The following is a 23,304-nucleotide window of genomic DNA, read 5'->3' on the forward strand; positions in this document are numbered from 1 at the left end:
AGGTCGGTCTGTGACGAACGACCTGGACACCCTCGCGACCGCACTCTATGTGAAGACCGACGACCTGCTGAATGACTCGCCGCAATTCGCCCCGCAGCCTCCGGCCGTGGGCATCGTGCCGCGGCTCAGAGACGCCGAGCTGGTAACGCTGGCGATGATGCAGGCGTTGCTCGGCTTCACCTCCGAGGCCCGCTGGCTGCGTCATGCCGGCGCCCACCTCCGCCACCTCTTTCCGTACCTGCCCCAGCAGCCCGGCTACAACAAGCGCGTGCGCAAGGCAGCCGAGCTGATCCGCCGGGTCACCCGGGTACTGGCCCGCGACACCACACTGTGGAGCGACGACGTGTGGGTGGCGGACTCCACACCCGTCGAGTGCGGACGCTCCCGAGAGACCGTTGAGCGCTCCGACCTGGCCGGATGGGCCCAGTACGGGTACTGCGCCAGCCACTCGCGCTACTTCTGGGGATTGCGGCTGCACCGGTCTGCACCCTTCACGGCCTGCCGATCGCGTTCGCGCTCACCGGGGCCAAGGCGGACGAGCGCGAGACCCTGCTCGACCTGCTCGCCGTCGAACCCTGTCTGACCGCCGAACACCCAGGACAGACACTGATCGGAGACAAGGACTACTTCGGCCGCGAGTTCGAACAGCGGCTCGCCGGCTTGGACATCCGCCTCCTGCGGCCGGCCCGCAAGGGTGAGCCGCAGCGGGCCGGATCACAGCTGTTCAAACCGCTGCGGCAGGTCATCGAATCGGTCGACGAGACCTTCAAGGGCCAGCTCGACCTCGAACGGCACCGAGCCCGCGCCCCCAATGGTGTAGCCGTCCGAGTCCTGCAGCGCATCCTCGCGCTCACCACCGCCATCTGGCACAACGACCGCACTGGTCAGCCGACCATGCGCGCGCTCACCGCCTACGACCACTGAACCCCTTGGAATTGATCATCTAGAGGGACGCGAGGTTGTCGGCCAGGTCGGCGAGCCCGAGCGAGCCCTGGGTGAGCGCGTTCATGTGCCAGGTCCGCAGGTCGAAAGCGCTGCCGTGGCGGCGCCGGGAGGCCTCCCGGCCCTGCAGCCAGGCGCGTTCTCCCAGCTTGTAGCCGATGGCCTGGCCGGGCCAGCCGAGGTAGCGGTCGATCTCGCTGGTACGGCGGGCGGTCCCACTGCCGTGGTACGCGGCCATGAACTCGGTGGCCAGGCCGGGGGTCCAGCGTTCGCCGGGGTGGAAGCCGGAGCCGGCGGGGATGGCGAGTTCCAGGTGCATGCCGATGTCGATGATCACCCGGATGATCCGGAGCATCTGCTTGTCGAGGTAGCCGAGGCGGCGTGCGGGGTCGGTGAGGAAGCCCAGTTCGTCCATCAGACGCTCGGCGTACAGGGCCCAGCCTTCCTTGTCGGCGCTGACCGCGCCGAGGGTGATCTGGTACTGGCTGAGACGGCCGGCGGCGGCGGTCCATCGCGCGGTCTGCAGATGGTGGCCCGGTACGCCCTCGTGGTACCAGGTGCTGACCAACTCCCAGGTGGGAAAGGTCTGTTGGCCCAGTGTGGGCAGGTAGGTGCGTCCGGGACGGCTGAAGTCGAGGCTGGGGCCGTTGTAGTAGGGAGCGCCCGAACTGCCCGGTGGCGCGATCAAGGTCTCGACCCGGCGCAGCGGGCCGGAGACGTCGAAGTGGGTGCCGTCCAGGGCGTCGATCGCCTCGTCCATGATCTGCTGCAGCCAGGCGCGGATGTTCTCCTCGCCGACGACGGTGTGACCGTGCCGGTTCAGGTGGTCCATGGTCTCCCGGACGCCGGCGCCCGGGAGGACCCGGTCGGCCTCGGCGCGCATCTCGGCGCGGGTCCGGTGGAACTCCTCCCAGGCCCAGGCGCAGGTCTCGGCGGGGTCCGGAGCGGTGCCGATGGCCCAGCGGGCGGAGCGCAGGTAGCGTTCGCGGCCGACGGCGTCGGGGGTGCCGTCCGCGGCGGGCAGGTAGGTGTGGCCCAGCCAGTCCCGGAAGCCGGCCACCGCGGTCGTGGCCCGGTCGGCGGCCGCTTCCAGCTCTGGCCTGAGCCGATCCGGACCGCGGGCGACGAGGGCCGAGAACCAGCCCGTGCCGCCGGTGTCCTGGCCGGTCCAGGCGGCGAGCTGCCCGATGACGGCCCGGGCCTGGCGGGGCGCGCACAGCAGCCCGCGGGCGATGCCCTCGGTCAGGGTCGCCCGGTAACCGTCCAGCGCGCCGGGCAGGTTGCGCAGCCGCCCGGCCACGGCGGCCCAGTTCTCATCGCTGTCGGTGGGCATCATGGCGAAGATGCTCCGCACCCCGTGCAGGGGGGAGTTGACGTTGCGCAACTGGCGGAAGTGGTCACCCGCCTCGTGCAGGGCGAGCTGGGCGGTGAGCCGTTCCCGCAGCAGCCGGGCGCAGTTGAGCTCGGCGCCTTCCCACACCACGCCGCTCTTGTCGGCGTCCCGCTCGGCGGCGTCGAGCACGTGGAGCGTACGCCGGGCCGGTTCGGCGAGGGCCTCGAAGCCCTCGGGCGACAGATCCGGCTGCCGGTCGTCCTCGGGGTGCAGGCCGAGCCGGGTCGAGGTGATCGGGTCGAGGGCGGCGACCTGCGCGACATGGTCGTCTGCGATCCGGCGCGGGGAGTTCGGCTTCTCGGACACGGCCGTCATGCTGACGTACCGTCGTGGACGCTGTCAGCAGCGCACCGTCGGCTTTCGGCCGCTGCTGACCGCGTCCGCGTGGCCTGCCGACGGACGTGGATAATGCCCGCTGTGACTCCAGAGACAGAGCGCCCAGAGCGCCCCAGGTGGTGGTTCGGGCTTCGCGGTTTTGCGGTCTTCCTGGTGGGCGGTGGCCTGGGCTTCTTCGCGTACGCGGTGGTTTCGCACCGGCCGGGCGGGGCGCCGTGGGGATGGCTGCTGTACGGAGCGGTCGTCTGCGGGATCCTCAGCGCCCTCTCTCCGAGGCGGCGCCGGCGGTCACGGCAACTCTGATCGCCCACGGTCCGCCGTTCAGGAGACGCGGGCGACTCCCGCGTAGACTCCGCTTCCCTCCGGGGTCGAGGCCCCGGGAGAGGTGACCCACTCCGTCGCCGTCACCAGGCCGGGCCGTACGAGTTCCAGGCCGTCGAAGAACTGCGTCACCTCAGCCCGGGTTCGGAAACCGAGCTGGATGCCGGCCTTGGCGTACTCGGCGGTGACCTGAGCGGCGAGCTCCGGATACAGGTCGGACGCGGCGTGCGACAGCACCAGATAGCTGCCCGACGGCAACGTGGCCACCAGATCACGGACGATTCCGTGGGCACCCTGCTCATCGGTGATGAAATGCATCAGCGCTATCAGCGACAGGGCGATCGGCCGCTCGAAGTCCAGGACGTGCCGGGCGTGTTGGACGATGCCTTCCGGCTCCCGCACATCGGCCTCGATGTAGTCGGTCACTCCCTCGGGATGGCTGACCAGCAGCGCCTCCGCGTGCCGGAGGACGATCGGGTCGTTGTCGGTGTACACGACCTTCGCGGTCGGCCGTATGCCCTGAACGATCTGGTGGAGATTGGGCTCGGTGGGAATGCCCGTGCCGATGTCCAGGAACTGGTCGATACCCCGCCCGGCGAGCCAGGCGGCCGCGCGGTGCATGAACTGACGGTTCTGCCGGGCCGCGTCCTTCGCTTCCTGCGGCAGCTGCCTTCCCACCGCCTCATCGACCGGATAGTTGTCCTTGCCGCCGAGCAGCCAGTCGTAGACCCGCGCGGGATGGGCCTTGCCCGTGTCGATCGGGCGAGACGGCTGTGAGGCGGTTGTCATAGCAACTCCATGGCACCGATGAAAGGATCAGACCAGTACGCGATCACCCTACCCGTCGCGCGCCGCTGGGCCGAGGCCTGCTGTCGGTGGGGGCGGCACTCGGATCGCCTCGGCGCCTTCGCGGCGCTGTGCTGTGGTGGATCGGCAGCACGGACCTGAACGCGCCCGCCCGCGGGGCGAGTTGAGTCGACCGACTTCCCGGCTGGACCGGCTTGCGGTCCCCGGTTCATGGCGACAAGTCGCCCCTCGCCCCTCGCCCCGTGGTGGCGGCCTGCGGGCCGGTCGAGTGGTGGGTCGAACCCGGGCCGGCCAGCCGGCGTCGGGTCAGTGGGCGGGTCCCTGCCACCGGTACGTGGCGAAGGAGCCCGCCGGAACCGTCACGACGAACGACTGCCCGGCGACCTCGATGCGCACCGTCCTGTCAGTGGCGGCGCTGTTGCCGAGGATTTGGACGCGCTCGACTCGTCCAGGGAGAAGCCGATGCCGGTGTACTTCTGCCGGGTTGTGCTGGGATCGACGGTCACGGTGGCGTCGACGGAGCGGCCCGGGTCGTTTCCCGTCCAGACCCTCGGCAGCGGCTGCCAGGCCTGTGCCGCTCCGGTGGAGTACGTACCGGACACGACCGGACCCTCCCCGGTCGACCGGCGCCACTCCCGCTACTCGACCGCCGGGTCCTCCTGGGAATGCTGCACGGCACTCTTCACGGCCTGCTCAAGCTCGTGCTGGTCGGCCCCGGTGGTCGCCGCGTGCGAGCTGAGCGCAGCCTGTACGGCCTCGGACGCCGCGCGCCAGCGGCCCAGTTGAGCGGCGTACTCCTCGCCGGCGAGGCCCGCGAGCTTCGCGCGCTCCTCCTCGGCGATCCGTTCCAGCTTGATCAACTCATCCGGGACCTGTGCCACGGGCGGATCCTAGTCGGCGAGTGCGGGACATCGGTCGTCACGCTTACCGCCCGATCGGGTGAAGCCGACGGGGATTCCGGGCGACGACCCCCGAACTCGGCGTACGCGGGCAGCCGACGGCGTACAGGCCGTCGCCGAGACCAAACGACTGCGGCCGGACGTCCTCCTGACGGGCATCCGGATGCCCCACCTCGACGGCCTGGAAGCCACCCGACGCGTCCTGCGGCTGCTCCCGCACTGCCGGGTCCTCGTGCTGACCGGGTTCCGGCCGCCGTCATCTCGCAGACCACTTCCGCGGCGAAGCCGAAGCACGACCTCCCTGTGCCACGTAACCTATAAACTGCATGTATACACGGTGTGTATAGTGCTGTTCATGGCTACCGCAACCACCTCCCGTCGCGACAGCACCCTCAGCGTCCTCACCGCGACCGTGGGGTTCGGACTGCTGCTGGGTGGGGCCACGTACGGCCTGCACGGGACGACACCCCTGCTGGAGCGGGCGACCAACTCCGTGTCCACCTGGATCGTCTGGACCGCCGCGGCCGGTGCGCTGATCCGTGCCCGGCCGCTCGCCGTCTGGGGCGGGGCGTTGATGATGCTCGCCACCTGCGTCGGCTACTACGCGGCGTCCGCACTCGGGGGCACGTTCGGGGCGGCGGGCCTCGGAACCGCCGCCGTGTGGTCGGTGGCGGGACTGGCCGGCGGGCCGCTGCTGGCACGGGCCGGGTGGACGGTACGGCGCGGGCAGGGTCAGGTGCGTGCGGTGGCCGGAGCGGTCACCGTCATGGTGGTGCTGGGGGAGGGGCTCTGGCTGGGCCTGGGGCTCCACCACTGGGGAGAAGGGGCCGTCTTCCTGACCGTCGGCGCGCTGACCACCGCGCTCCTGACCGGTTACCTGGCCCGCGCCGGGGTGCCCCGCCACTGGCTGTGCGCCGCGCTCGCTCCCGTGGCCGGTATCGCCTTCTGTCTCGCCGAGGCGGGCGTCCTGGACGGCCTGCTCGGATCGGCCGGAGCCTGGTGACCCCGTCCACGCCACCCGGGCCTCCTCGGGTGGCGCGACGCGACAACTGCCCGCCTGGCGACGGAATTCAGTGGCCCACGAGCAGCCCCGCCCCCGACACGTCGGCGCGGATGCCGTCCTTGTCCACTCTCACGCGCTGCAGACTCAGGGCGCCGTCCGGTGGTTTCGGGAGCTGGAAGGCGAAGGAGAAGCGGTCGGCGATCTGGGGCCGGGTCAGTTTCGTCAACGCCGTGAGCAAGGACAGGTCCAGGCCCAGCCGCTTGAGGAACTCCGGGTGGGCGAGGGCCGCGTCCACGAGATTGACGCCGGTCAGTTCGTGCAGGAAGCGCGGTGCGCCGGTGAGTTGGTGGAGTCTGTCCTCGTCGTGGAGCGCGGCCTGTACCACGCTGTCGGGGACTCCGAGGCGGTGCACGATCTCCGGCAGCGCCAGGAAGGCCTTGATCTTCTCCGCCTGCCGGGTGAGACGGCGTGCCGCCGCGGGGGTCAGGTGCAGGCCCTCGCCGGGGCCGGTTCCGGGTCGGTACGTCGCGAGGTCGTCGATGTCGAGCCGCAGGCCGCCGACGGAGGTGGCGATGCCGCGTTCCCCGTCGCGCCGGATACGGGCATCGGCCCGCAGGCTCAGGTCGCGACCCGCGATGTGCAGGGTGCCGTGGGCCCGCACGCGATCGGGCCCCAGAGCCGTGAAATCCACCTGGGAGGCGCCGAGTTCGCGGTTCATGTCGGCGAAGGACAGCAGGACCTGACCGTGCAGTTGCCGAACGAGTGCGCCGCGGACCGTGGTGGGTCCGTCTCCGTCGATGCGTATGTCGTCCGCGGTGGCGGCGACCTGGGTGAGGGTGACCCGGTGGGCCGGGATGTCCGGGACGGTGACCCGGACCGAGTCCAGTCGCTGCGAGGCCAACTGCGTGAGGAAGGGGAACCCGTCGATCCGCACCTCGGGCGCGGCGGCCAGGTGCAGCGTGTCCTTGAGCCGTTCGGAGGCCTTGTGTTCCGCGTAGAGCAGCGCCCAGCGGTCGGCCAGCGTGACGAGGCAGACGAGGGTGAGAACCCAGGTGAGGACGCGGGCCACGGTGGGCAGACCGGTCGCGCGGTTACGACGACGACTGCCACGCCGGTGATTGGGCGGAGCCCAGGGCTCCTCGTCGTCCTCCTCCCGCCGGGTCGCCGCGCTGTCCTCGGTCAGGAAATCGTCCAGCGGATCGTCCGCCAGCGCGGCCAACTCGTCGTAAGGGCTGCCGCCGGGTGGAACCCGTTCGGGCGGAGGCCCGTCCGACTGGACGTGATGATGCGTCGTTGTGTGGGGGGTACGCATCGGTAGATTTGATCACATAGCCCTACCCGGCCCGCAAGTCCTCTCTGACGCAAGGCGCTGCGAAATCGGTCACTTCGCGACCGCTGCGAGTGCCGTGCGGGCCGGGTCGTACGCGTCCGTTCGGCGTCATGCCGCCACTGCCCGCCGCGCGATGGCCGTACGGCAACGCTGTGTTCCCGCGGACGCCGTGGAGGGGCGCCAGTGTGCGGTGGTTGTCAGCTCAACTCATGGCCGGGGAGGGCACCATGACCGCACAGGCAGGCACGCCGGACGGGGCGCCGACATCTTCCGAGGGGGTCAGCCGCCGCCACGCGTTGGGCCTTCTCGGCAGCGCGGGCGCAGGCGCGGCCGGCATCCCGCTGCTGGGGACGGGCACGGCACAGGCCGCCCCGCTCGGCGCCCCGGCCTTCCACCTCACCGCGGACTCGGCCGGCGCGCCTCCGGTCCAGGGGCTGCACCTGACGTTCGGAGCGGACCCGCGCACCCAGATGACGGTCTCCTGGATCACCGACAGACCGGTGAACAGACCGGTGGTGCACTACGGAACGCTGGAGCACGGATTCGGGTCCAGCGCGGCGGCACGCACGGTCAGTTACGTGGACGGCACATCCAGTCGTACGGTCCACGTCCACCACGCCTCGCTGAACCGGCTCACTCCCGGCACGGAGTATGTCTATCTCGCCACCCACGCGGGGGCGACGCCCGACAGCGGAACGTTCCGCACGGCCCCGCACGGCCGGATACCGCTCACCTTCACCAGCTTCGGCGACCAGTCCGCCCCGCAGGTGACCTGGGCGGCCGACGGCACGGTGGCCCTCGACGCGAACTCCACGCCTGCGACCAAGGACATCGTCACCGGCGTCGAGCAGATCGCCCCCCTCTTCCATCTCCTCAACGGCGACCTGTGCTACGCCAACCTGGACGTCGACCGGGTGCGTACCTGGAACAACTTCTTCACCAACAACACCCGTTCCGCGCGCTTCCGCCCCTGGATGCTGGCCGCCGGCAACCACGAGATCGAGAAGGGCAACGGCCCGCGATGTCGAACACCCCTATGGCTTCGCGGCGTTCACCGTCGACCCCGGCCGGCACGCCGGTGACACCACTCGCATGCACGTGACGTACTACAACGTGAACAAGCCGCACGGTGAGCTGTCGGTGTTCGAGACCTTCACCCTCCACCGCAAGCGCTCCGACGGCCACGCCGGCTGATCGGACCCTCAGAGCCGGCATCTGGCGATCAGGCCGGCAGGAACTGCGCCGTTGCCGGCACCGCCCAGTCGTCGTCCGCGACTCCCGGCACCGCGGGGGAGAGCGGCTCCGCCGACTCGATCACCGACGTCGGACCGGACGCGAGCGGGTCACGCTTCGCGCTGGTCCTTGACCCTGCGCAGTTTGCCGAGGGAGCGCTCGAGGGTCTCCGGGTCGACGATCACCACGTCCACGCTGACGCCGACGCCGTCCTTGACGCCCTTGGCGATGGCCCGGGCAGCCGACTCGCGCTGCTCGGGTCCCGCGTCGGCCCGTGCCTCCACACGGACGGTCATGTGGTCCATCCTGCCCCGGGTGGTGAGCTGGATCTGGAAGTGCGGAGCGACGCCGGGGGTGCGCAGGACGATCTCCTCGATCTGGGTCGGGAAGACGTTCACCCCGCGCAGGATGATCATGTCGTCGCAGCGACCGGTGATCTTCTCGATGCGGCGGAAGCCGGGCCGGGCCGTGCCGGGCAGCAGGCGTGTCAGGTCGCGGGTGCGGTAGCGGATGACGGGCAGGGCTTCCTTGGTGAGCGAGGTGAAGACGAGTTCACCGCTCTCGCCGTCGGCGAGGACGTCGTCCGTGAGGGGGTCGACGATCTCGGGAAGGAAGTGGTCCTCCCACACGTGCAGGCCGTCCTTGGTCTCCACGCACTCCTGGGCGACGCCGGGTCCCATCACCTCGGACAGGCCGTAGATGTCGACCGCGTGGATGTCCATGCGCTCCTCGATCTCACGGCGCATCGCCTCGGTCCACGGTTCGGCACCGAAGATGCCGACCTTCAACGTGGTGGAGCGCGGGTCGACGCCCTGGCGCTCGAACTCGTCGAGCAGGGTGAGCATGTAGGACGGGGTGACCATGATGATGTCGGGCTCGAAGTCCTGGATGATCTGCACCTGGCGTGCGGTCATGCCACCGGAGGCAGGGATCACCGTACAGCCGGCCCGCTCGGCGCCGTAGTGGGCGCCGAGGCCGCCGGTGAACAGGCCGTAGCCGTAGCTGACGTGGACCTTGTGGCCGGGGCGTCCGCCGGCGGCCCGGATCGAGCGGGCGACGAGGTCCGCCCAGGTCGACAGGTCCTGTTCCGTGTAGCCGACGACCGTCGGGCGTCCGGTCGTGCCGCTGGAGGCGTGGATGCGTCGTACGTCGGACATGGGGACGGCGAACATCCCGAAGGGGTACGTCTCGCGCAGGTCAGCCTTGGTGGTGAAGGGGAACCGGGCCAGGTCCCGAAGCGTGCGGCAGTCCTCGGGCGCCACGCCCGCCGCGTCGAACTTCCTGCGGTACAGCTCGACGTTGTCGTAGGCGTGCCGCAACGTCTGCCGCAGGCGCTTGAGCTGGAGATCTCGCAGCTCCTCGCGCGGCATCCGCTCGGCGTCGACCAGCAGCTCCGCCGGCAGGGGCTCGCCGCGGCGCGCCGGGGCGTCCGCCGAGGTCGTCAGGTCGCTGGTCATTGCGGCTCCTCCGATTGCAGGTCTCGAATGCTGCGGCTGCGGCCGCGGAACTCGGCGATCACCGTGGTCCCGCGTACGACGCTCACGTCGTAGATGCCGCTGCGACCGAAGCGGGTGACCTCCCGGGCGGTGGCCGTCAGCACGTCGCCCTCGTGCGCCGGCGCCACGAAGGTGATGTCCGCTCCCGAAGCGACGGTCACGGGTCCATGACTGTTGCAGGCGCAGGCGAAGGCGGTGTCGGCCAGCAGGAACACGTATCCACCGTGGGCGATCCCGTGGCCGTTGACCATCGACGCCGCCACGGTCATCCGCAGTACGGCGGTCCCGTCGCCCTGCTCCAGCAGTTCGATGCCGAGGCCCTGCGAGGCCTGGTCGGCGGCGAACATCCGCTGTGCGGGTGCCAGTGCCGATTGCGTGGCTTCCGTCATGGTATGCACCACCTCGTCCCGACCGAACATTCGGTTAGCATGCGGCATGGCCAAGTAATCAAGCCATGCCAGCGCCTGTCAAGAGGTGAACCACATGCCGACGACAGCCCTGGAACCGTCAGGCTTCTTCCGGAGAGTGGCACCGTCGCACAGGAGGGTGGACCGGTCCCGGGTGGCCGTCCCAGCCTGCCTGGACGGCCGATGGCCCGCTTTCCAGGGCCACTGATCGCCCTCCGGGACTTGCCGGACCCCGGGGATCCCGTCATATCATGGACCGAACGAACGGTCGGTTGGGATTGGTGGTACGAATGACGGCACAGCAGGCCGGCGAGTCGGCCGCGCAGGGTGCTCCGCCCGCACTGGAGGAACACTTCGAAGCGACGATCGCGCGCGACCAGCGGATCGAGCCGCGCGACTGGATGCCCGACGGCTACCGCAGGACGCTGATCCGGCAGGTGGCGCAGCACGCCCACTCCGAGATCATCGGCATGCAGCCGGAGGGCGAGTGGATCACCCGCGCCCCCTCACTGCGCCGGAAGGCGATCCTGTTCGCCAAGGTCCAGGACGAGGCAGGGCACGGCCTCTACCTGTACTCGGCGGCCGAGACGCTGGGCGCCGACCGCGCGGACCTCACCGAGCGTCTGATCGAAGGACGCCAGAAGTACTCGTCGATCTTCAACTACCCGACGCTGAGCTTCGCCGACGTCGGGGTCATCGGCTGGTTCGTGGACGGCGCCGCCATCTGCAACCAGGTACCGCTGTGCCGGAGCTCGTACGGGCCGTACGCGCGGGCGATGGTGCGCATCTGCAAGGAGGAGTCCTTCCACCAGCGGCAGGGGTACGAACTGCTGATGACGATGATGCGCGGCACCCGGGCCCAGCGGGACATGGTGCAGGACGCCGTGAACCGCTGGTGGTGGCCGTCCCTGATGATGTTCGGCCCGCCCGACGACGCCTCGCCCAACTCGGCGCAGTCGATGGCCTGGAAGATCAAGCGGCACAGCAACGACGAACTCCGTCAGCGATTCGTCGACATGACCGTCCCGCAGGCCGAGAAGCTCGGCGTCACCCTGCCCGACCCGGAGCTGCGCTGGAACGAGGAGCGCGGCCACCACGACTTCGGCACGCCGGACTGGGACGAGCTCATGCGGGTCATCAAGGGCGACGGCCCCTGCAACACCGAACGGATCGAGCGGCGGCGCACCGCTCACGAAGAAGGCGCCTGGGTGCGCGAAGCGGCCAGTGCGCACGCTGCCAAGCAGGCGGCCCGCGCGGCGAAGGGAGCGGTGGCATGACCTCCGAGAAGCACGGCTGGCCCCTGTACGAGGTGTTCGTGCGCGGCAAGCGCGGCCTGAACCACGTCCACGTCGGATCGCTGCATGCCGCCGACGACGCGATGGCACTCACCCACGCGCGGGATCTGTACACCCGCCGCAACGAGGGCGTGAGCATCTGGGTGGTGCGCTCCGAGCACATCGCCGCCTCCACCCGCGACGAGAAGGACCCGTTCTTCGCCCCCAGCGCCGACAAGGTGTACCGCCACCCGACCTTCTACGACATCCCCGACGACGTCCCCCACATCTAGGAGCAGGGCATGAGCGACGACCACGTCTACATGACCCTCGCCGAGGGACACGAGGACGACAGCCGGTGGGCCTACGGCACCGGCTTCGAGGACCCCCTGTACGGCGTGAGCACCGCGGTACCGGACGGCGTCGACCGGGCCGAGCTCGCCGGGCTCTGCCTGGCGCTGGCCGACGACGCGCTGGTCAGCGCCCAGCGCCTGGCCGAGTGGACCACCCGCGCACCCGAGCTGGAGGAGGAGGTGGCGCTCGCCAACATCGGGCTCGACCTGCTCGGCCAGGCCCGCCTCCTCTACGCCCGCTGCGGCCAGGTGGACGGCACCGAACGCGGCGAGGACGCCTACGCCTACTTCCGGGACCCCGACGACTTCCGTAATGTGCGCCTGACCGAACTGCCCAACGGCGACTTCGCGTTCACCATGGCGCGGCTGCTGGTGTTCGCCGGCTGGCGGCTGGCGCACTTCGGGCGGCTCACCGCGTGCGCCGACCCGGTCGTCGCGGCCATCGCGGCCAAGGGCGTGAAGGAGCTGACCTACCACCGGCAGTACGCGGCGGAGTGGGTCGTCCGGCTCGGCGACGGCACCGAGGAGTCCCGCCGCAGGATGCGCACGGGCCTCGACCACGTCGCCGCCCACCTGAGCGAGTTGTTCGACGCGCACGACGCCCGGGACGAGGTCCTCGCTGTGCTGCGGCAGGTCTGCGACGCAGCCGGTCTGCCCCTGCCGGACGTACCGGCGGGTACGGCCGGCTCCGGCCGCCGGGGCGACCACACCGAACACCTCGCCCCGCTGCTGACCGAACTGCAGGGCATCGCCCGAGCCCACCCGGAGGCGACATGGTGACCGTTCTCCCCGAGACCCGGCGCGCCCGGCACATCGCCGAGCAGGTGCCCGACCCCGAACTGCCCATGCTCACCCTCGCCGACCTCGGTGTCCTGCGGGACGTGACGGTGGCCGCCGACGGCACCGTCGTCGCCGACCTCACACCGACCTACTCCGGCTGCCCCGCCATGTCCGAGATGCGGGCCGGCGTCGTGGCGCGGCTGAAGGACGCCGGCTACGCGCGCGTTGAGGTGCGCACGGTCCTCGACCCGCCCTGGACCACTGCGTGGATCACCGACGAGGGCCGCCGCAAGCTCGCCGAGCACGGCATCGCACCCCCCGGACCGGCACCGCGCCCTGCGTCAGGACCCGTCCCCCTCAACCTGTCCGCCACCCGCCGAGCGGTGCCCTGCCCGCGCTGCGGCGCGACCGACACGGAGGAGACCTCCCGCTTTGGAGCCACCTCCTGCAAGGCGCTGTGGCGCTGCCGGGCCTGCCAGGAACCGTTCGAGTACGTCAAGGAGATCTGATGGAGGACCTGTTGGCCCCGGGCACCGCCGCCTCCGCCCCGGTGCGGCGACCGCGCCGCCGCCCGGCCTTCCACGCCCTGAAGGTGGCAGCCGTCCAGCACCTCTGCGACGACGCCGCGGCGGTGAGCTTCGACATCCCCGCCGGACTGGCGGAGGAGTTCGCCTTCGCTCCCGGCCAGTCGCTCACCCTGCGCCGCGAAATCGACGGCCGGGACGAGCGCCGCTCGTACTCGATCTGCTCCCCGGCGGGCGCCGACCCGCGCATCGGAGTACGCGTCGTACCCGGCGGACTGTTCTCCTCCTGGCTGGTGAACGAGGTGAAGCCGGGCGACACCGTCGAGGTGATGGCCCCCACCGGTGCCTTCACCCCCGACCTGTCCACGCCCGGACACCATGTGCTCATCGCGGCCGGCTCGGGCATCACACCGATGCTGTCCATCGCCGAGTCCGTCCTCGCCGCCGACGACCGGTCCCGGGTCACGCTGTTCTACGGCAACCGGCGCACCGACTCGGTGATGTTCGCCGACGAACTCGCCGACCTCAAGGACCTCTACCCGGCCCGGTTCCAGCTCGCGCACGTCCTGTCCCGGGAGCCGCGCGAGGCCGAGCTGCTGACCGGCCGCCTCGACGCCGGCCGTCTGTCCGCGCTCATCGACGGCCTGGTCGACGTCTCCGAGGCCGACCACTGGTGGCTGTGCGGCCCCCACGGAATGGTCCTCGACGCCCAGAAGGTCCTTGCCGATCTGGGCGTGCCCGGCGAGCGGGTCCACCAGGAACTCTTCTTCGCCGGCGAGGAGCCCGTAGCCGTACGCCACGAGGAACCGCGGACGGACGGTCCGGTCAGCCAGGTCACCGTGATCCTTGACGGCCGCTCCACCACCTCCGCGCTCCCTCGCCAGGTCACGATCCTCGACTCCGCCGCCCGGGTTCGCCCCGACCTGCCCTTCGCCTGCAAGGGCGGTGTCTGCGGCACCTGCCGCGCCCGAGTCACCGAGGGCGAGGCGGACATGCGGCGCAACTACGCGCTGGAGCCCGCCGAGGTCGACGCGGGCTATGTGCTGACCTGCCAGAGCTACCCCGTCTCCGACAGCCTGACGGTCGACTTCGACACCTGAGGGCGTGGGCACGCGGCGCCGGGAAGGTCTGCGACGCGAGGTCCTTTTCGGCGGATGTGGTCGGTCAGCGAGCCGCAGCGGGGTCGCGCGGGAGCGGGTCGGCAGGCCGGCCCGCGCCGCGGCCGTTGCCCTGGCCGGTGAGGCGCGGAAAGGAAGGGGCGGCCAGCAGGAAGCCGAGTGTCGTCAGCACGAACGGCCACGTGAACGGGAGGCCGCCCGACGGCGCGAGCAGACCGGCGAGGGCCGGTGTGAGGGCCGTCGCGGTCGCGGCGCCGAGCATCGCGTACAGCACCCGCGTAGCGGCCATGAACCCCCCGCAGAGCGCGAGTGCGACGAGGACGGCGTTGTACCCCATCGTGCCGTCGGCGATCCGCGGCGCGGGCGCTCCGAGCGCCCAGGCCGTGAGGAGGCCGGTGGCGCTGCCGCAACAGGCCACCCATCCCGCCACCCGGCTCGCCAGGAAGAGGCCCGCGAGCAGCAGGACCCCCGCATACCACTGGTCCAGGAAGAAGATCTGGGAGAGGTTGCGGAAGAACGCTTCACCGATGTCGTCCGGTCGCAGAACGGTGAGCCCTGAGGCAGCGCGAGGCAGCGTGGCAGGGCGCGCGCCATGCGGCCAGATGCGCCGCAAGGTGGGTGCGGCAAGTGTCACGACGCCTGCCAGCAGACAGTAGGGCATGGTCAGCGTCGGCAGATCCCAGACCCGCAACAGCCGGACGGCGGCGGCCGTGACGACCGTGACCACGAGACAGGCCGCGGCGGCGAACAGCGCCGTGCCCGGCCTGTCCGCATTGAGGAGTACGGCACAACAGAGCGCGGTCAGGCAGGAGTTGAAGCCCTCGAGCCCTGCACGCAGCCGGTCGCGGGTCACGCCCAGCAGGTGAGCGGCGGCGGTGCCGAGGGCGGCGCCGCCCAGCCCGTAGGCGCCGTACCGCCAGTCCGCCGTCAACAGGGCAACGCCGAAGACGGCGCCTGCCCAGGCGTTGTCCAAGAACAGGACCACAGCCCTTGGAAAATGCATGGACGTGACTGGTGCCGGAACCGCTGACGGGACCAAGGTACAGCTCCACGACTGCAACGGTTCCGGCGCACAGGTCTGGCAGCCAGGTGCGAACGGCTCCCTCGTCAATCCGCAGTCGGGCAAGTGCCTCGACGCCACCGGCCCCAGCGCGGCCAACGGAACCCGGCTGCAGATGTGGTCGTGTTCCGGAGCGGCCAACCAGGCTTGGCAGTTGCCCTCCTGACGCCGCGTGACGTCACTGGCCGCGCAGTCACCGCCGGCGCGAGACCAGCGGTGACGTGCGTGCTGTCCAGAACGGCTCGTGCTGCCGGTCGGGCGCGTTCGTCCGCGCCGAGGCCGGCGCCGGCCTACGCGTCGCCGGTCGCGAACAGTTCGAGGTGCCCGCACTTGGGGCAGCGGTACGCCTCTATCTGCCGCCGGGGCCGGCCCATCCGCTTGGCACCCCCGAAGATCCCCCGCTCCAACGCGCCCTCGATCCACCGCGCGTACCCGCGCGAGTGCTCGCCGGCATCCTCGATGAAACCCTCCATCAGACCGACGGTGCCGCAATGGGTGCACGTGTAGTTGTTCATCCCGCGAGTGTAGGAAACGACTGGAGGCTCACGGGCGCCAGTCCGCCTCCAGATCATGGGAGCCGGTCTTCGTGAGCTCGGTCAGTCCGGTGCCGTCGGCCCGTACCAGGTAGAGGTGTTCGGGGTCGGCGTCGTCGGTACCGCCTCTGGTGAAGACCAGGCGGCTGCCGTCCGGGGACCACGAGGGGTACTTGTCGTTGAGGCGGGCCGTGGTGATGCGGTGCAGCCCGGTGCCGTCGGGGCGTACGACATAGAGGTGGGCGAACCCGGAGGAGTCCGCGCGGCTGAAGGCGATCCGGTCGCCGTGCGACCAGTCGGGCGTCCAGTCGTGGGAACCGGACCCGGTGACGGGCGTCTGGGTCAGGGTGGAGAGCCGGATCCGCATCACCCTGCTGTGTCCGGTCGCGTCCGCGCGGTTGAACGCCAGGTAGGTGCCGTTCGGGGACCACGTCGGATGGAGGTCGTCCGCCGCGGTGTGGGTGAGCCGGGTGGCGGGGGTGCCGTCGATGTCGGCCACATAGATCTCGCGCTGGGCGCCGACGGGCTTGTCGTAGGCGATCCGCTTGCCGTCCGGGGACCACGCGGGATCGGAGGCGCCCTTGGTGCCGGGGACGGCCTTCAGTCCGCCGCCCGTGGACTTCATCGTCCAGATGCCGTCGACGGCGCCACCGGATCCATAGCGGACGAAGGCGATCCGTTTGCCGTCCGGGGACCAGGTGGGCATCACGTCGCTGACGGTGGAGGTGTGGGTGAGGTTGACGGGCGTGCCGCCAGTGGGGGAGACCCCGTAGAGGTCTTCGACGGGCGCCGCAGCGGTGTAGCGGGCGAAGACGATCGGATGGTCACTCGCCGCCCCGGCGTCTGCTGCAACGCCGAGGGTCAGCGGCACCGCCATGGCGAGCGCGGAGGCGCTCACCGCCGCGAGGCGGCGGCGCGTTGCGCCGCTCGCGCCGGTCCTGCCGTGTCTCCGAGGCCTCCCGGCCGTTCTTTCGCCACCGGTCCGGTGTAGTTGGCGCGTCAAGGTGTCCACCCGATCCCTCCCGGCGGCCCGCTGCGAGCCGCTCCGGCCGGTAAACATCCCACCCGCCGGGCCCCGAGGGAAGCGGCGGCACCCGGCGGTACGAGCCCTGTGACACGTTCCGTACGTCGCTGTCACATGCGATGCGGGTGCCGAGCGTCGTGCGCGGCCCGGCCGTCGCGCCACGACCAGCCGGTCCTCGCAACTCCTCGTCGGGGATGCCGATCCGTTCCGCGGGCGGGGTCGTGGTGGACATCGTCGGCCCCGGCGGAGAGAATGTCCGCGGCTGAAAGCCACCAACGACACGTCGAGACATCTGCCCGGTGATGGAGTCGGTGCGGGGCGCGTGCCCCCTCTCCGCGCCAGCACTGGACGGTTCCAGGCGGCGACCACGGGTCGGTGATTCGGGCACCGACGGCCCGCTGGGCCGCCCCGCCGGGCAGCGAAAGGGATTCGCCGTGCCAACGGCGAAATACCGCTCCCTGCTGCGTACCCCGGGCGCCGCAGCGTTCTTCCTGCCGGCATCGTTCGGACGCGTCGGCGTCGCGATGACCAGCCTCGGCATCGTCTGGCTCGTGCACAGCCACACCGGCACCTTCGCCGCGGCCGGACTGGTCAGCGGCGGATTCGCGGTGGCCGAAGCGCTCGGGGCACCACAACTGGCCCGGCTCGTCGACCGGTTCGGGCAGACCCGGGTCTTGCCGCCCGCACTGCTCGCCCACGCCCTCGCGGTGGCCGTCCTCGTGTCCATGGTCGACGCCGACGCCTCCGAAGCCCTCCTGACCCTGGGCGGTGCGCTGGTCGGGGCCAGCGTCCCCCAGCTCGGCGCGATGTCCGCGGCACGCTGGGCCGCACTGCTGCGCACCGGCCGAGCGGCGGAACTGCCCACCGCTTTCGCGCTGGAGTCCCTCAGCAACGCGGTGGCCTACCTCGTGGGCCCGACGTTGGTCAGTGCACTCGCCGCGACCGGACGTCCCGAGGCCGGCACGGTGCTGGCCGCCTCCTTGTCGGTGATCGGCGGTCTGCTCCTCGCGGCGCAGCGCGGCAGCGCGCCGTCTTCGGCGGTCGACGGCCCGGCGCACGCCGGTGACGACCGGTCATTGCTGCGCGGCGAGATCTTCCTGCTGATGGGCCTCAATCTCGCCATCGGGGTCTTCTTCGGCGCCATGCAGGTGTCGGTGACCGCCTTCGTGGTGGAACACGGCGCACCGGGCGCCGCGGCCCCGATCCTCGCCGTCTCCCAGTGCAGCGGACTGCTGGCCGGATGGCTGTACGGGCTGCGCCGGTGGCGCGCCACACCCCCCGTCCAACTGCTGGTGGCGAGCACCGTGCTGATGCTCGGCACGCTGCTGTTGCTCACGGTCGGCTCACCTTTCGAGCTCGCACTGGTGGTGGCACTGACCGGTGCCACCATCCCACCCCTGCTGGTGCTCTTCCCCGTGCTCACCGAGTCGACCGTCCACCAGGCCGTCCTGACCCAGGCGTTCTCATGGCTCGGCTCCGCCGGCGCGGCAGGCTCGGCCGCCGCGGCGGCGGTCTCCGGCTGGGCGATCGACTCACTCGGGGCACGCGGTGGTTTCGCGGTCACCGCGACGGCCGCCGCCGCGATGGCACTCCAGGGCTTCGCCGGACTGCGCCTGCTGCGCACACCGCAAGTGCAGTCGTTGCCACGAAGGCGGCGAGGGGTCCTGGGAAAGGTGTGCCCTCCGGCGGTCCGCGGGTGCCGGGACGGCCGGAGGGCTCAAGTCGGTGGCGAGGAAAGCGAAGAGGCTAGATTCAAGGAGTGGTGAGAAGGAAGCCCCTTCATGGCCTCGCCGTGACCGACGTTAGCAGTCAGGCGGGGATCAGGTCGCGCAGATTTTCCGGTGTGACGATCCGGGACTCGGGATGCAGCCCCTCGGGTCGGTTCAGCCCGATGTAGGTGACGGGGCCTGCCGGGACCGTTGTGCCGTCCCACTCGGTGATGGTCGTCCCGCCGTCGGCCATCAGACCGGTGAGGTAGCGGACGGTGAGCTGGTCGCGACCGACGATGCCGCGCAGCAGAGCCGCGACCGTCACCCGGTTTCCCTCGACCCGGTTCGACGTCGGGGTCCCCTTCAGGTACAGGTGCAGCCACTTGGCGCGCCACCGGCCGTCCGGGCCGCGCAGGAACGCCAGGGGCAGCGCGACCCGGCCCGGACCGCGCAGCTCGGACTTCATACGCACCGTGCGCGGCTCGAACGGCCGCCCCTTCTGCTCGCTCTCGCGCAGCATGAACCCGAAGAAGGACTCCTCGACCTCCTCGAAGCCCTCCCCTGAGAAGATGTTGACCTGCGGGACGACGCAACTGCCCCGCACGGCACCCAGCCGCAGGTTGATGAACTCCGAGGCCCCTTCGGGCGCGTCGGTGATGTCGCCGGAGTGCTCGCCCTCGGCGGCGCGGAGATTGGTGTACGACAGCCAGGAGACGGTCGCGTACTCGGCGTTCAGCAGCAGCGCCGACAGGTCGTAGTCGGTGGTGCGCTCGGTCTGCTTCCAGTAGACGAAGAAGCGCAGCAGCTCCCCGTCGACGGGTGACACCGAGCCTCGGGGCAGTACACCCAGCCCTGAGGTGGTCGCCTTGCCGCTCAGCGGCAGTGCCACGTCCAGGACGTCCGGGTCGATCAACAGGTGCTCCGCAGTCGCGAGTCGGCCACGCAGCTCCGCGTCGATCGCGGCGACCAGCCGGGTGCGCTCGGACGCGGGCACCGGCGGGCGGGTGTCGTCGGTGACCCAGGCCCGTCCCAGGCGATTGACGAACACCCGCCGCTCACCGGTCTCCTCGCCCCGGTTGTGCAGATGCTCGCGCACCGACAGCAGGACCCGGCCGGAGACGGCCGGGGCGACCTGCTCGGCGGCGGCCACCACGGCGTCACGCTCGCCCTGCGTCAGGGCCGTGCGCAGGAGCCGGTCCAGGGAACGGAACAGCTTGCCCGGGGCGGCCTTGAGCAGTTCCGCCGCGCCGGTGGTGTCGCTCACGCCGAGCAGCTCCTCCACCCGGCCGTCCAGAGGGCGCGCCTCCTTCTGGCCACGCGCGACGGCGAACACGTCGGCCGCGTGCGGCCACTGCGGGTACTCGTGGGGGTGCAGCCGCTCGCCGAGCCGCTTCCACATCTCGCGGTGCGCGTGTACGTCGGCGAGTTTGGCCGGCGCCTCGGCGACCACCGCGTCGAGGCCCGCCAGCAGGGCCCGGCGCACCGCGCGGGGCAGGGCCCGCAGCCGCGTCGGTTCCTGGAGGGTGACGTCACCGCCGGACAGCGCGCAGGCCAGCCGGAGCACGTCGGTGACGGTGTCCAGCAGCAGACCGGCACCGGTCCCGAGCCGCGCCTGATTGACCACGGCCCGCGTCTCGCGCACCGGGATCCGATCGGGCTGCGGACCGTTCGCGCAGTGACCTGCGAGGTCCTGCAGGTCCCGCAGCACGTCCTCACCCAGCGGCGTGCCGCTGCCCGCCAACGCCACGTACAGCGCGGTGAGTTCGTCGTCCGTGGCACCGCCCAGGTGCAGGACGGTCATACGGTCGCCCGCGGCCGCGACCAGCTCGTCGTGCCGGGCGAGCATCTCGTCGTAGGTGTGCCGGTAGTTGCCGTACGCGGGAAGGGTGAGCAGGTTCACCACGCCGGTGCTGAGCTGCTCCAGCGTGCTCGCGCGTGAGGCGCCGTCGGTGAGGGCGTCGGCGATGCACGCCATCCAGAAGTCGAAGGTGTCCGGCACGTTGGCCGGGAAGTCGACGAAGTACACGTTGTGCCGGACGTGATCGCCGACCATCTCACGCACGGTGCTCAGCGTCGCGACGGCGGTGTCGACCACCGTCGGCCCGGACAGCCGCGACAGGTGCTCCAGCAACTCGGCCGAGAGCTTGAAGCCCACGGACATCAACGCGGCATCGAACTGCCGTGCCGCGACGGCCCCTTCCCCGACGGGTCCCGTGGGAGCAGGGAGACGGTGAGCGTGCCGGATGACCAGGGGCTGGAGACGGTGGACCATTCCGGCATGCTCCCAAGCCGGAGCGAACCGACGCACCCGGTTTTCGTGATCGCCCCGACGAACCTCGTTGCACCGCGAGGCACTGGCGCGCCCGCTCGCGCCCGGTGGCGACGATCGACGATCAGGCCCGGTCGATTGCCCGTGAGCCGGCGTTCGGCGTCATGAACTCATCGCGACGGTCGGGCACTTCGCGAGGCGTGAGCCAGGACGAGCAGCAGAAGTCCGCAGGCCGCGACCATGATCCAGCCCGGGCGGGAGGCGTGGGGCACATCGGCCGGGGTGCTGTTCGCCACGAGGGCGCCGGCGAGGGCGATGCCGAGCGCGGAGCCGAGCTGGCGGGCGGTGGACGTGATCGCCCCGGCCACGCCCGCCCGGGCTGAAGGCAGTCCGCTGACCGCGGTGTTGGTGATCGGCGCGTTGGCGAAGCCGAACCCGACGCCGATCAACAGGTACGCGCTGAGGAGAAGAGGCAGTCCTGTGTGCCGGCCGAGCCCCACCAGGCACAGGGCGCCCGCCGTGATGAAGCCGCCGGCCACGGTCAGGGGCAGCCTCGTTCCGACACGACCGACCAGGCGGCCGGACCATGGTGCGCACAGTGTCGCCCCGACGGCCATGGGCAGGGTCGCCACACCGGCGGCCAGCGGTGTGAACCCCCGGGTGTGCTGGAGGTAGAGGGTGTTGAGCAGCAGCGTCACGTTCAGGGCGAGGAAGACGGCCACCGCGCCCAGAACGGCACCGCTGAACACAGGACTGCCGAAGAGGCGCAGGTCCATGAGTGGTTCGTGCCGACGGTGCTCCACCCACACGAACCCCGCCGTGGTCACAGCGGTGAAGCCGTAGGCCGCCAGGGCCGCCGGCGATGTCCAGCCGATGTGCGGCCCTTCGATGAGGACGCCTACGCAGACGGCGATGACCGCGGTGAGGAGAACCTGCCCCGGCACGTCGAGCCGCCGCGCCCGCGGTCCCCGGGACTCGGGCACGAACACCGCGCTGAGCACCAGGGCGGCCACGATGACCGGAGCGTTGATCCAGAACAGCGCCCGCCAGCCGAGCGCTGCGACGAGAGCGCCACCCGTGACCGGACCCACGGCCATGCTGAGCCCGAAGACCGACGCCCAGATGCCGATGGCCTGGGCTCGCTCCCGCGGGTCGGGCATGGCGTTCACCACGATCGCCAGAGCCACGGGACTGAGCATCGAGGCGCCGACACCCTGCACCGCGCGAGCCGCGACGAGTGCGCCCACCGAGGGAGCCGTGGCGCAGACCAGCGAGGCCACACCGAAGACGGCCAACCCGGACTGGAAGACCCGCCGACGCCCGAACCGGTCCGCCAGCGCACCGGAGGAGATCAGCAGAGAGGCCAGGACGATGGTGTAGGCGTCCACGGTCCACTCAAGGCTGCGGGTCCCGACACCCAGGCCACGTCCGATGGTGGGCAGACCCACGTTGACGATGGTGGTGTCCAGGCCGACGAGAAACATGCTCAGGCAGCAGACGGCCAACACCGTCCAGCGTCTGCGCGCGCTCGGAACGGGGGTGACATGACGAGTGGTTGTTGTGGCGGTCACGGCCTGCCTCTTCATCTAGGGAGCACTGCCCCGCCAGACTCGGCCAGGACAGCGACCGCCGCCGAGCAACTTTGCGAAGACCGCAAAAGAACCGACACTGACCCGTGTGGACACGGAACTGCAGGGGATACTGGACGCCATCGGGCCGAGGCTGCGTACGCTGCGCCGGGACCGCGAACTGACGCTGGAGGCGCTGGCGACCGCCACCGGGCTCTCGGTGAGCACGCTGTCCCGTCTCGAATCAGGCCTGCGCCGACCGACACTGGACCTGCTCATCCCGCTCGCCCGTGCGCACCGGGTGGCACTGGACCAGCTGGTGGACGCACCGGCCACCGGCGATCCCCGCGTCCATCTCACGCCCCTGCGCAAGAACCCGGGCAGCGTCCTCGTGCCGCTGACGCAGTACCCGGGCCGCGTGCAGGTCTTCAAGCACGTGCTGGCTCCTCGCGAGCCGAGGCTGGTGAGCCACGAAGGCTACGAATGGCTCTACGTCCTCGCCGGCGAACTGCGCCTCGTTCTGGGAGACCGTGAATGCGCCCTCCGGCCGGGCGAGGTCGCCGAGTTCGACACCAGGCAGCCCCACTGGTTCGGTCCGGCCGACACGCGCCCGGTGGAGATCCTGCACCTGTTCGGCCCACGAGGAGACCAAGCCGTCGTCCGCACGAAACCGTCGCCGCCACAGTGTGGGACGACGGGACCCGCCGTTCAGGATGTCGACGCAACCCGGGACGGGACTTCGCGATGACCGTCGGCCGGGGGAGACCCGTCGGCGGCCTGCCGTCGCGTCTACGACGGTGAGTGGATGCCTGCGCGGTGGCCCGCTGGACGCCCGCGCAGGTCTGCTCCACCGTCCGCAGATCCGGCTCGACGACGAGGACGGCCAGTTCGACGTCGTCGATGACGGGTCCCCGGTCTCAAGGAG

Annotated in this window: 20 protein-coding genes and 3 pseudogenes; 12 read left to right on the top strand and 11 right to left on the bottom strand. The window is 70.9% G+C overall.

Going from position 1 to position 23,304, the window contains the following annotated elements; genetic code table 11:
* Window positions 1-10 precede the first annotated feature (10 nt).
* Window positions 11-924: pseudogene (locus AB0D93_RS10225) on the top strand (IS982 family transposase).
* A 19-nt stretch (window positions 925-943) separates the two neighbouring features.
* Here the strand turns inward: AB0D93_RS10225 and AB0D93_RS10230 are convergent.
* The 3 genes from AB0D93_RS10230 to AB0D93_RS10240 all read right to left on the bottom strand — a co-directional run bounded on the left by AB0D93_RS10230 (window position 944) and on the right by AB0D93_RS10240 (window position 4,680).
* Entirely contained in the window at window positions 944-2,650 is a 1,707-nt protein-coding gene (locus AB0D93_RS10230) for a DUF885 domain-containing protein (protein ID WP_362116062.1), read from the bottom strand.
* 342 nt (window positions 2,651-2,992) lie between these two features.
* Window positions 2,993-3,781: an SAM-dependent methyltransferase gene (locus tag AB0D93_RS10235; RefSeq protein WP_362116065.1), complete on the bottom strand. Its 789-nt coding sequence runs from the start codon at window positions 3,779-3,781 to the stop codon at window positions 2,993-2,995.
* Window positions 3,782-4,437: 656 nt separating this feature from the next.
* Entirely contained in the window at window positions 4,438-4,680 is a 243-nt protein-coding gene (locus AB0D93_RS10240; RefSeq protein ID WP_362116068.1) for a hypothetical protein, read from the bottom strand.
* 58 nt (window positions 4,681-4,738) lie between these two features.
* On the opposite strand from AB0D93_RS10240, the pseudogene AB0D93_RS10245 reads away from it, so the two are divergent.
* Both AB0D93_RS10245 and AB0D93_RS10250 read left to right on the top strand, forming a co-directional pair.
* Window positions 4,739-4,936 (top strand): annotated as a pseudogene (locus tag AB0D93_RS10245) (response regulator); the annotation flags it as partial.
* Between the two features lie 117 nt (window positions 4,937-5,053).
* Complete coding sequence (locus AB0D93_RS10250) at window positions 5,054-5,701, top strand: DUF6518 family protein (protein ID WP_362116284.1); 648 nt, start codon at window positions 5,054-5,056, stop codon at window positions 5,699-5,701.
* A gap of 67 nt (window positions 5,702-5,768) precedes the next feature.
* Here the strand turns inward: AB0D93_RS10250 and AB0D93_RS10255 are convergent, their stop codons facing one another.
* The gene (locus AB0D93_RS10255; protein WP_362116071.1) at window positions 5,769-7,013 is read right to left on the bottom strand and encodes a DUF2993 domain-containing protein; all 1,245 of its coding nucleotides are present in this window, start codon (window positions 7,011-7,013) and stop codon (window positions 5,769-5,771) included.
* Window positions 7,014-7,258: 245 nt separating this feature from the next.
* Here AB0D93_RS10255 and AB0D93_RS10260 point away from each other — a divergent pair, with 245 nt between their 5' ends.
* Window positions 7,259-8,113 carry a fibronectin type III domain-containing protein gene (locus AB0D93_RS10260; RefSeq protein ID WP_362116074.1) on the top strand — a complete coding sequence of 285 codons (855 nt, stop codon included), beginning with the start codon at window positions 7,259-7,261 and terminating at the stop codon, window positions 8,111-8,113.
* 261 nt (window positions 8,114-8,374) lie between these two features.
* On the opposite strand, the gene paaK is transcribed toward AB0D93_RS10260, so the two are convergent.
* Both paaK and paaI read right to left on the bottom strand, forming a co-directional pair.
* On the bottom strand, window positions 8,375-9,721 hold the full coding sequence (paaK, locus tag AB0D93_RS10265) for a phenylacetate--CoA ligase PaaK (protein ID WP_362116078.1): 1,347 nt from the start codon (window positions 9,719-9,721) through the stop codon (window positions 8,375-8,377).
* Window positions 9,718-10,149 (bottom strand): hydroxyphenylacetyl-CoA thioesterase PaaI, encoded by a 432-nt coding sequence (gene paaI / locus AB0D93_RS10270; protein WP_362116081.1) that lies wholly within the window; start codon window positions 10,147-10,149, stop codon window positions 9,718-9,720. Before paaI ends, paaK begins: the two co-directional genes overlap by 4 nt.
* 308 nt (window positions 10,150-10,457) lie before the next feature.
* Here paaI and paaA point away from each other — a divergent pair, with 308 nt between their 5' ends.
* The 5 genes from paaA to paaE are packed head-to-tail and all read left to right on the top strand — an operon-like array spanning window position 10,458 to window position 14,198.
* Window positions 10,458-11,444 (top strand): 1,2-phenylacetyl-CoA epoxidase subunit PaaA, encoded by a 987-nt coding sequence (gene paaA / locus AB0D93_RS10275; RefSeq protein ID WP_362116085.1) that lies wholly within the window; start codon window positions 10,458-10,460, stop codon window positions 11,442-11,444.
* Window positions 11,441-11,734, top strand: a complete 294-nt coding sequence (paaB, locus tag AB0D93_RS10280; RefSeq protein WP_362116088.1) for a 1,2-phenylacetyl-CoA epoxidase subunit PaaB — start codon at window positions 11,441-11,443, stop codon at window positions 11,732-11,734. The genes paaA and paaB overlap by 4 nt, the downstream gene beginning before the upstream one ends.
* Before the next feature lie 9 nt (window positions 11,735-11,743).
* Window positions 11,744-12,574 (top strand): 1,2-phenylacetyl-CoA epoxidase subunit PaaC, encoded by an 831-nt coding sequence (paaC, locus tag AB0D93_RS10285; RefSeq protein WP_362116091.1) that lies wholly within the window; start codon window positions 11,744-11,746, stop codon window positions 12,572-12,574.
* Complete coding sequence (paaD, locus tag AB0D93_RS10290; RefSeq protein ID WP_362116094.1) at window positions 12,568-13,083, top strand: 1,2-phenylacetyl-CoA epoxidase subunit PaaD; 516 nt, start codon at window positions 12,568-12,570, stop codon at window positions 13,081-13,083. The genes paaC and paaD overlap by 7 nt, the downstream gene beginning before the upstream one ends.
* Complete coding sequence (paaE, locus tag AB0D93_RS10295; RefSeq protein WP_362116097.1) at window positions 13,083-14,198, top strand: 1,2-phenylacetyl-CoA epoxidase subunit PaaE; 1,116 nt, start codon at window positions 13,083-13,085, stop codon at window positions 14,196-14,198. Before paaD ends, paaE begins: the two co-directional genes overlap by 1 nt.
* 64 nt (window positions 14,199-14,262) lie before the next feature.
* On the opposite strand, the gene AB0D93_RS10300 is transcribed toward paaE, so the two are convergent.
* On the bottom strand, window positions 14,263-15,189 hold the full coding sequence (locus tag AB0D93_RS10300) for an urea transporter (RefSeq protein ID WP_362116100.1): 927 nt from the start codon (window positions 15,187-15,189) through the stop codon (window positions 14,263-14,265).
* 13 nt (window positions 15,190-15,202) lie between these two features.
* On the opposite strand from AB0D93_RS10300, the pseudogene AB0D93_RS10305 reads away from it, so the two are divergent.
* Window positions 15,203-15,442: pseudogene (locus AB0D93_RS10305) on the top strand (ricin-type beta-trefoil lectin domain protein); the annotation flags it as partial.
* 124 nt (window positions 15,443-15,566) lie between these two features.
* On the opposite strand, the gene AB0D93_RS10310 reads toward AB0D93_RS10305, so the two are convergent.
* Complete coding sequence (locus AB0D93_RS10310; RefSeq protein ID WP_362116103.1) at window positions 15,567-15,791, bottom strand: hypothetical protein; 225 nt, start codon at window positions 15,789-15,791, stop codon at window positions 15,567-15,569.
* Window positions 15,792-15,819: 28 nt separating this feature from the next.
* On the bottom strand, window positions 15,820-16,707 hold the full coding sequence (locus AB0D93_RS10315; RefSeq protein ID WP_362116106.1) for a hypothetical protein: 888 nt from the start codon (window positions 16,705-16,707) through the stop codon (window positions 15,820-15,822).
* 560 nt (window positions 16,708-17,267) lie between these two features.
* On the opposite strand from AB0D93_RS10315, the gene AB0D93_RS10320 reads away from it, so the two are divergent.
* Complete coding sequence (locus tag AB0D93_RS10320) at window positions 17,268-18,599, top strand: MFS transporter (RefSeq protein WP_362116108.1); 1,332 nt, start codon at window positions 17,268-17,270, stop codon at window positions 18,597-18,599.
* Window positions 18,600-18,642: 43 nt separating this feature from the next.
* Here AB0D93_RS10320 and AB0D93_RS10325 read toward each other — a convergent pair whose 3' ends face one another.
* Both AB0D93_RS10325 and AB0D93_RS10330 read right to left on the bottom strand, forming a co-directional pair.
* Window positions 18,643-20,814 carry a hypothetical protein gene (locus AB0D93_RS10325; RefSeq protein ID WP_362116112.1) on the bottom strand — a complete coding sequence of 724 codons (2,172 nt, stop codon included), beginning with the start codon at window positions 20,812-20,814 and terminating at the stop codon, window positions 18,643-18,645.
* Between the two features lie 167 nt (window positions 20,815-20,981).
* Window positions 20,982-22,397, bottom strand: coding sequence for an MFS transporter (locus tag AB0D93_RS10330; protein WP_362116115.1), 1,416 nt, complete (start codon window positions 22,395-22,397; stop codon window positions 20,982-20,984).
* Window positions 22,398-22,488: 91 nt separating this feature from the next.
* Between AB0D93_RS10330 and AB0D93_RS10335 the strand changes: the two genes are divergently transcribed.
* Entirely contained in the window at window positions 22,489-23,127 is a 639-nt protein-coding gene (locus AB0D93_RS10335; RefSeq protein ID WP_362116118.1) for an XRE family transcriptional regulator, read from the top strand.
* The last annotated feature ends 177 nt before the right edge of the window (window positions 23,128-23,304 follow it).

Origin of the sequence: Streptomyces sp. NPDC048191 (assembly GCF_040652655.1) — a bacterium.
In the GTDB taxonomy this organism is placed as follows: domain Bacteria; phylum Actinomycetota; class Actinomycetes; order Streptomycetales; family Streptomycetaceae; genus Streptomyces.

Coding starts and splice junctions, on each gene's coding strand:
- AB0D93_RS10230 (WP_362116062.1), bottom strand. CDS start 2,650: ATGACGGCCGTGTCCGAGAAGCCGAACTCCCCGCGCCGGATCGCAGAC.
- AB0D93_RS10235 (WP_362116065.1), bottom strand. CDS start 3,781: ATGACAACCGCCTCACAGCCGTCTCGCCCGATCGACACGGGCAAGGCC.
- AB0D93_RS10250 (WP_362116284.1), top strand. CDS start 5,054: ATGGCTACCGCAACCACCTCCCGTCGCGACAGCACCCTCAGCGTCCTC.
- AB0D93_RS10255 (WP_362116071.1), bottom strand. CDS start 7,013: ATGCGTACCCCCCACACAACGACGCATCATCACGTCCAGTCGGACGGG.
- AB0D93_RS10260 (WP_362116074.1), top strand. CDS start 7,259: ATGACCGCACAGGCAGGCACGCCGGACGGGGCGCCGACATCTTCCGAG.
- paaK (WP_362116078.1), bottom strand. CDS start 9,721: ATGACCAGCGACCTGACGACCTCGGCGGACGCCCCGGCGCGCCGCGGC.
- paaI (WP_362116081.1), bottom strand. CDS start 10,149: ATGACGGAAGCCACGCAATCGGCACTGGCACCCGCACAGCGGATGTTC.
- paaA (WP_362116085.1), top strand. CDS start 10,458: ATGACGGCACAGCAGGCCGGCGAGTCGGCCGCGCAGGGTGCTCCGCCC.
- paaB (WP_362116088.1), top strand. CDS start 11,441: ATGACCTCCGAGAAGCACGGCTGGCCCCTGTACGAGGTGTTCGTGCGC.
- paaC (WP_362116091.1), top strand. CDS start 11,744: ATGAGCGACGACCACGTCTACATGACCCTCGCCGAGGGACACGAGGAC.
- paaD (WP_362116094.1), top strand. CDS start 12,568: ATGGTGACCGTTCTCCCCGAGACCCGGCGCGCCCGGCACATCGCCGAG.
- paaE (WP_362116097.1), top strand. CDS start 13,083: ATGGAGGACCTGTTGGCCCCGGGCACCGCCGCCTCCGCCCCGGTGCGG.
- AB0D93_RS10310 (WP_362116103.1), bottom strand. CDS start 15,791: ATGAACAACTACACGTGCACCCATTGCGGCACCGTCGGTCTGATGGAG.
- AB0D93_RS10325 (WP_362116112.1), bottom strand. CDS start 20,814: ATGGTCCACCGTCTCCAGCCCCTGGTCATCCGGCACGCTCACCGTCTC.
- AB0D93_RS10330 (WP_362116115.1), bottom strand. CDS start 22,397: ATGAAGAGGCAGGCCGTGACCGCCACAACAACCACTCGTCATGTCACC.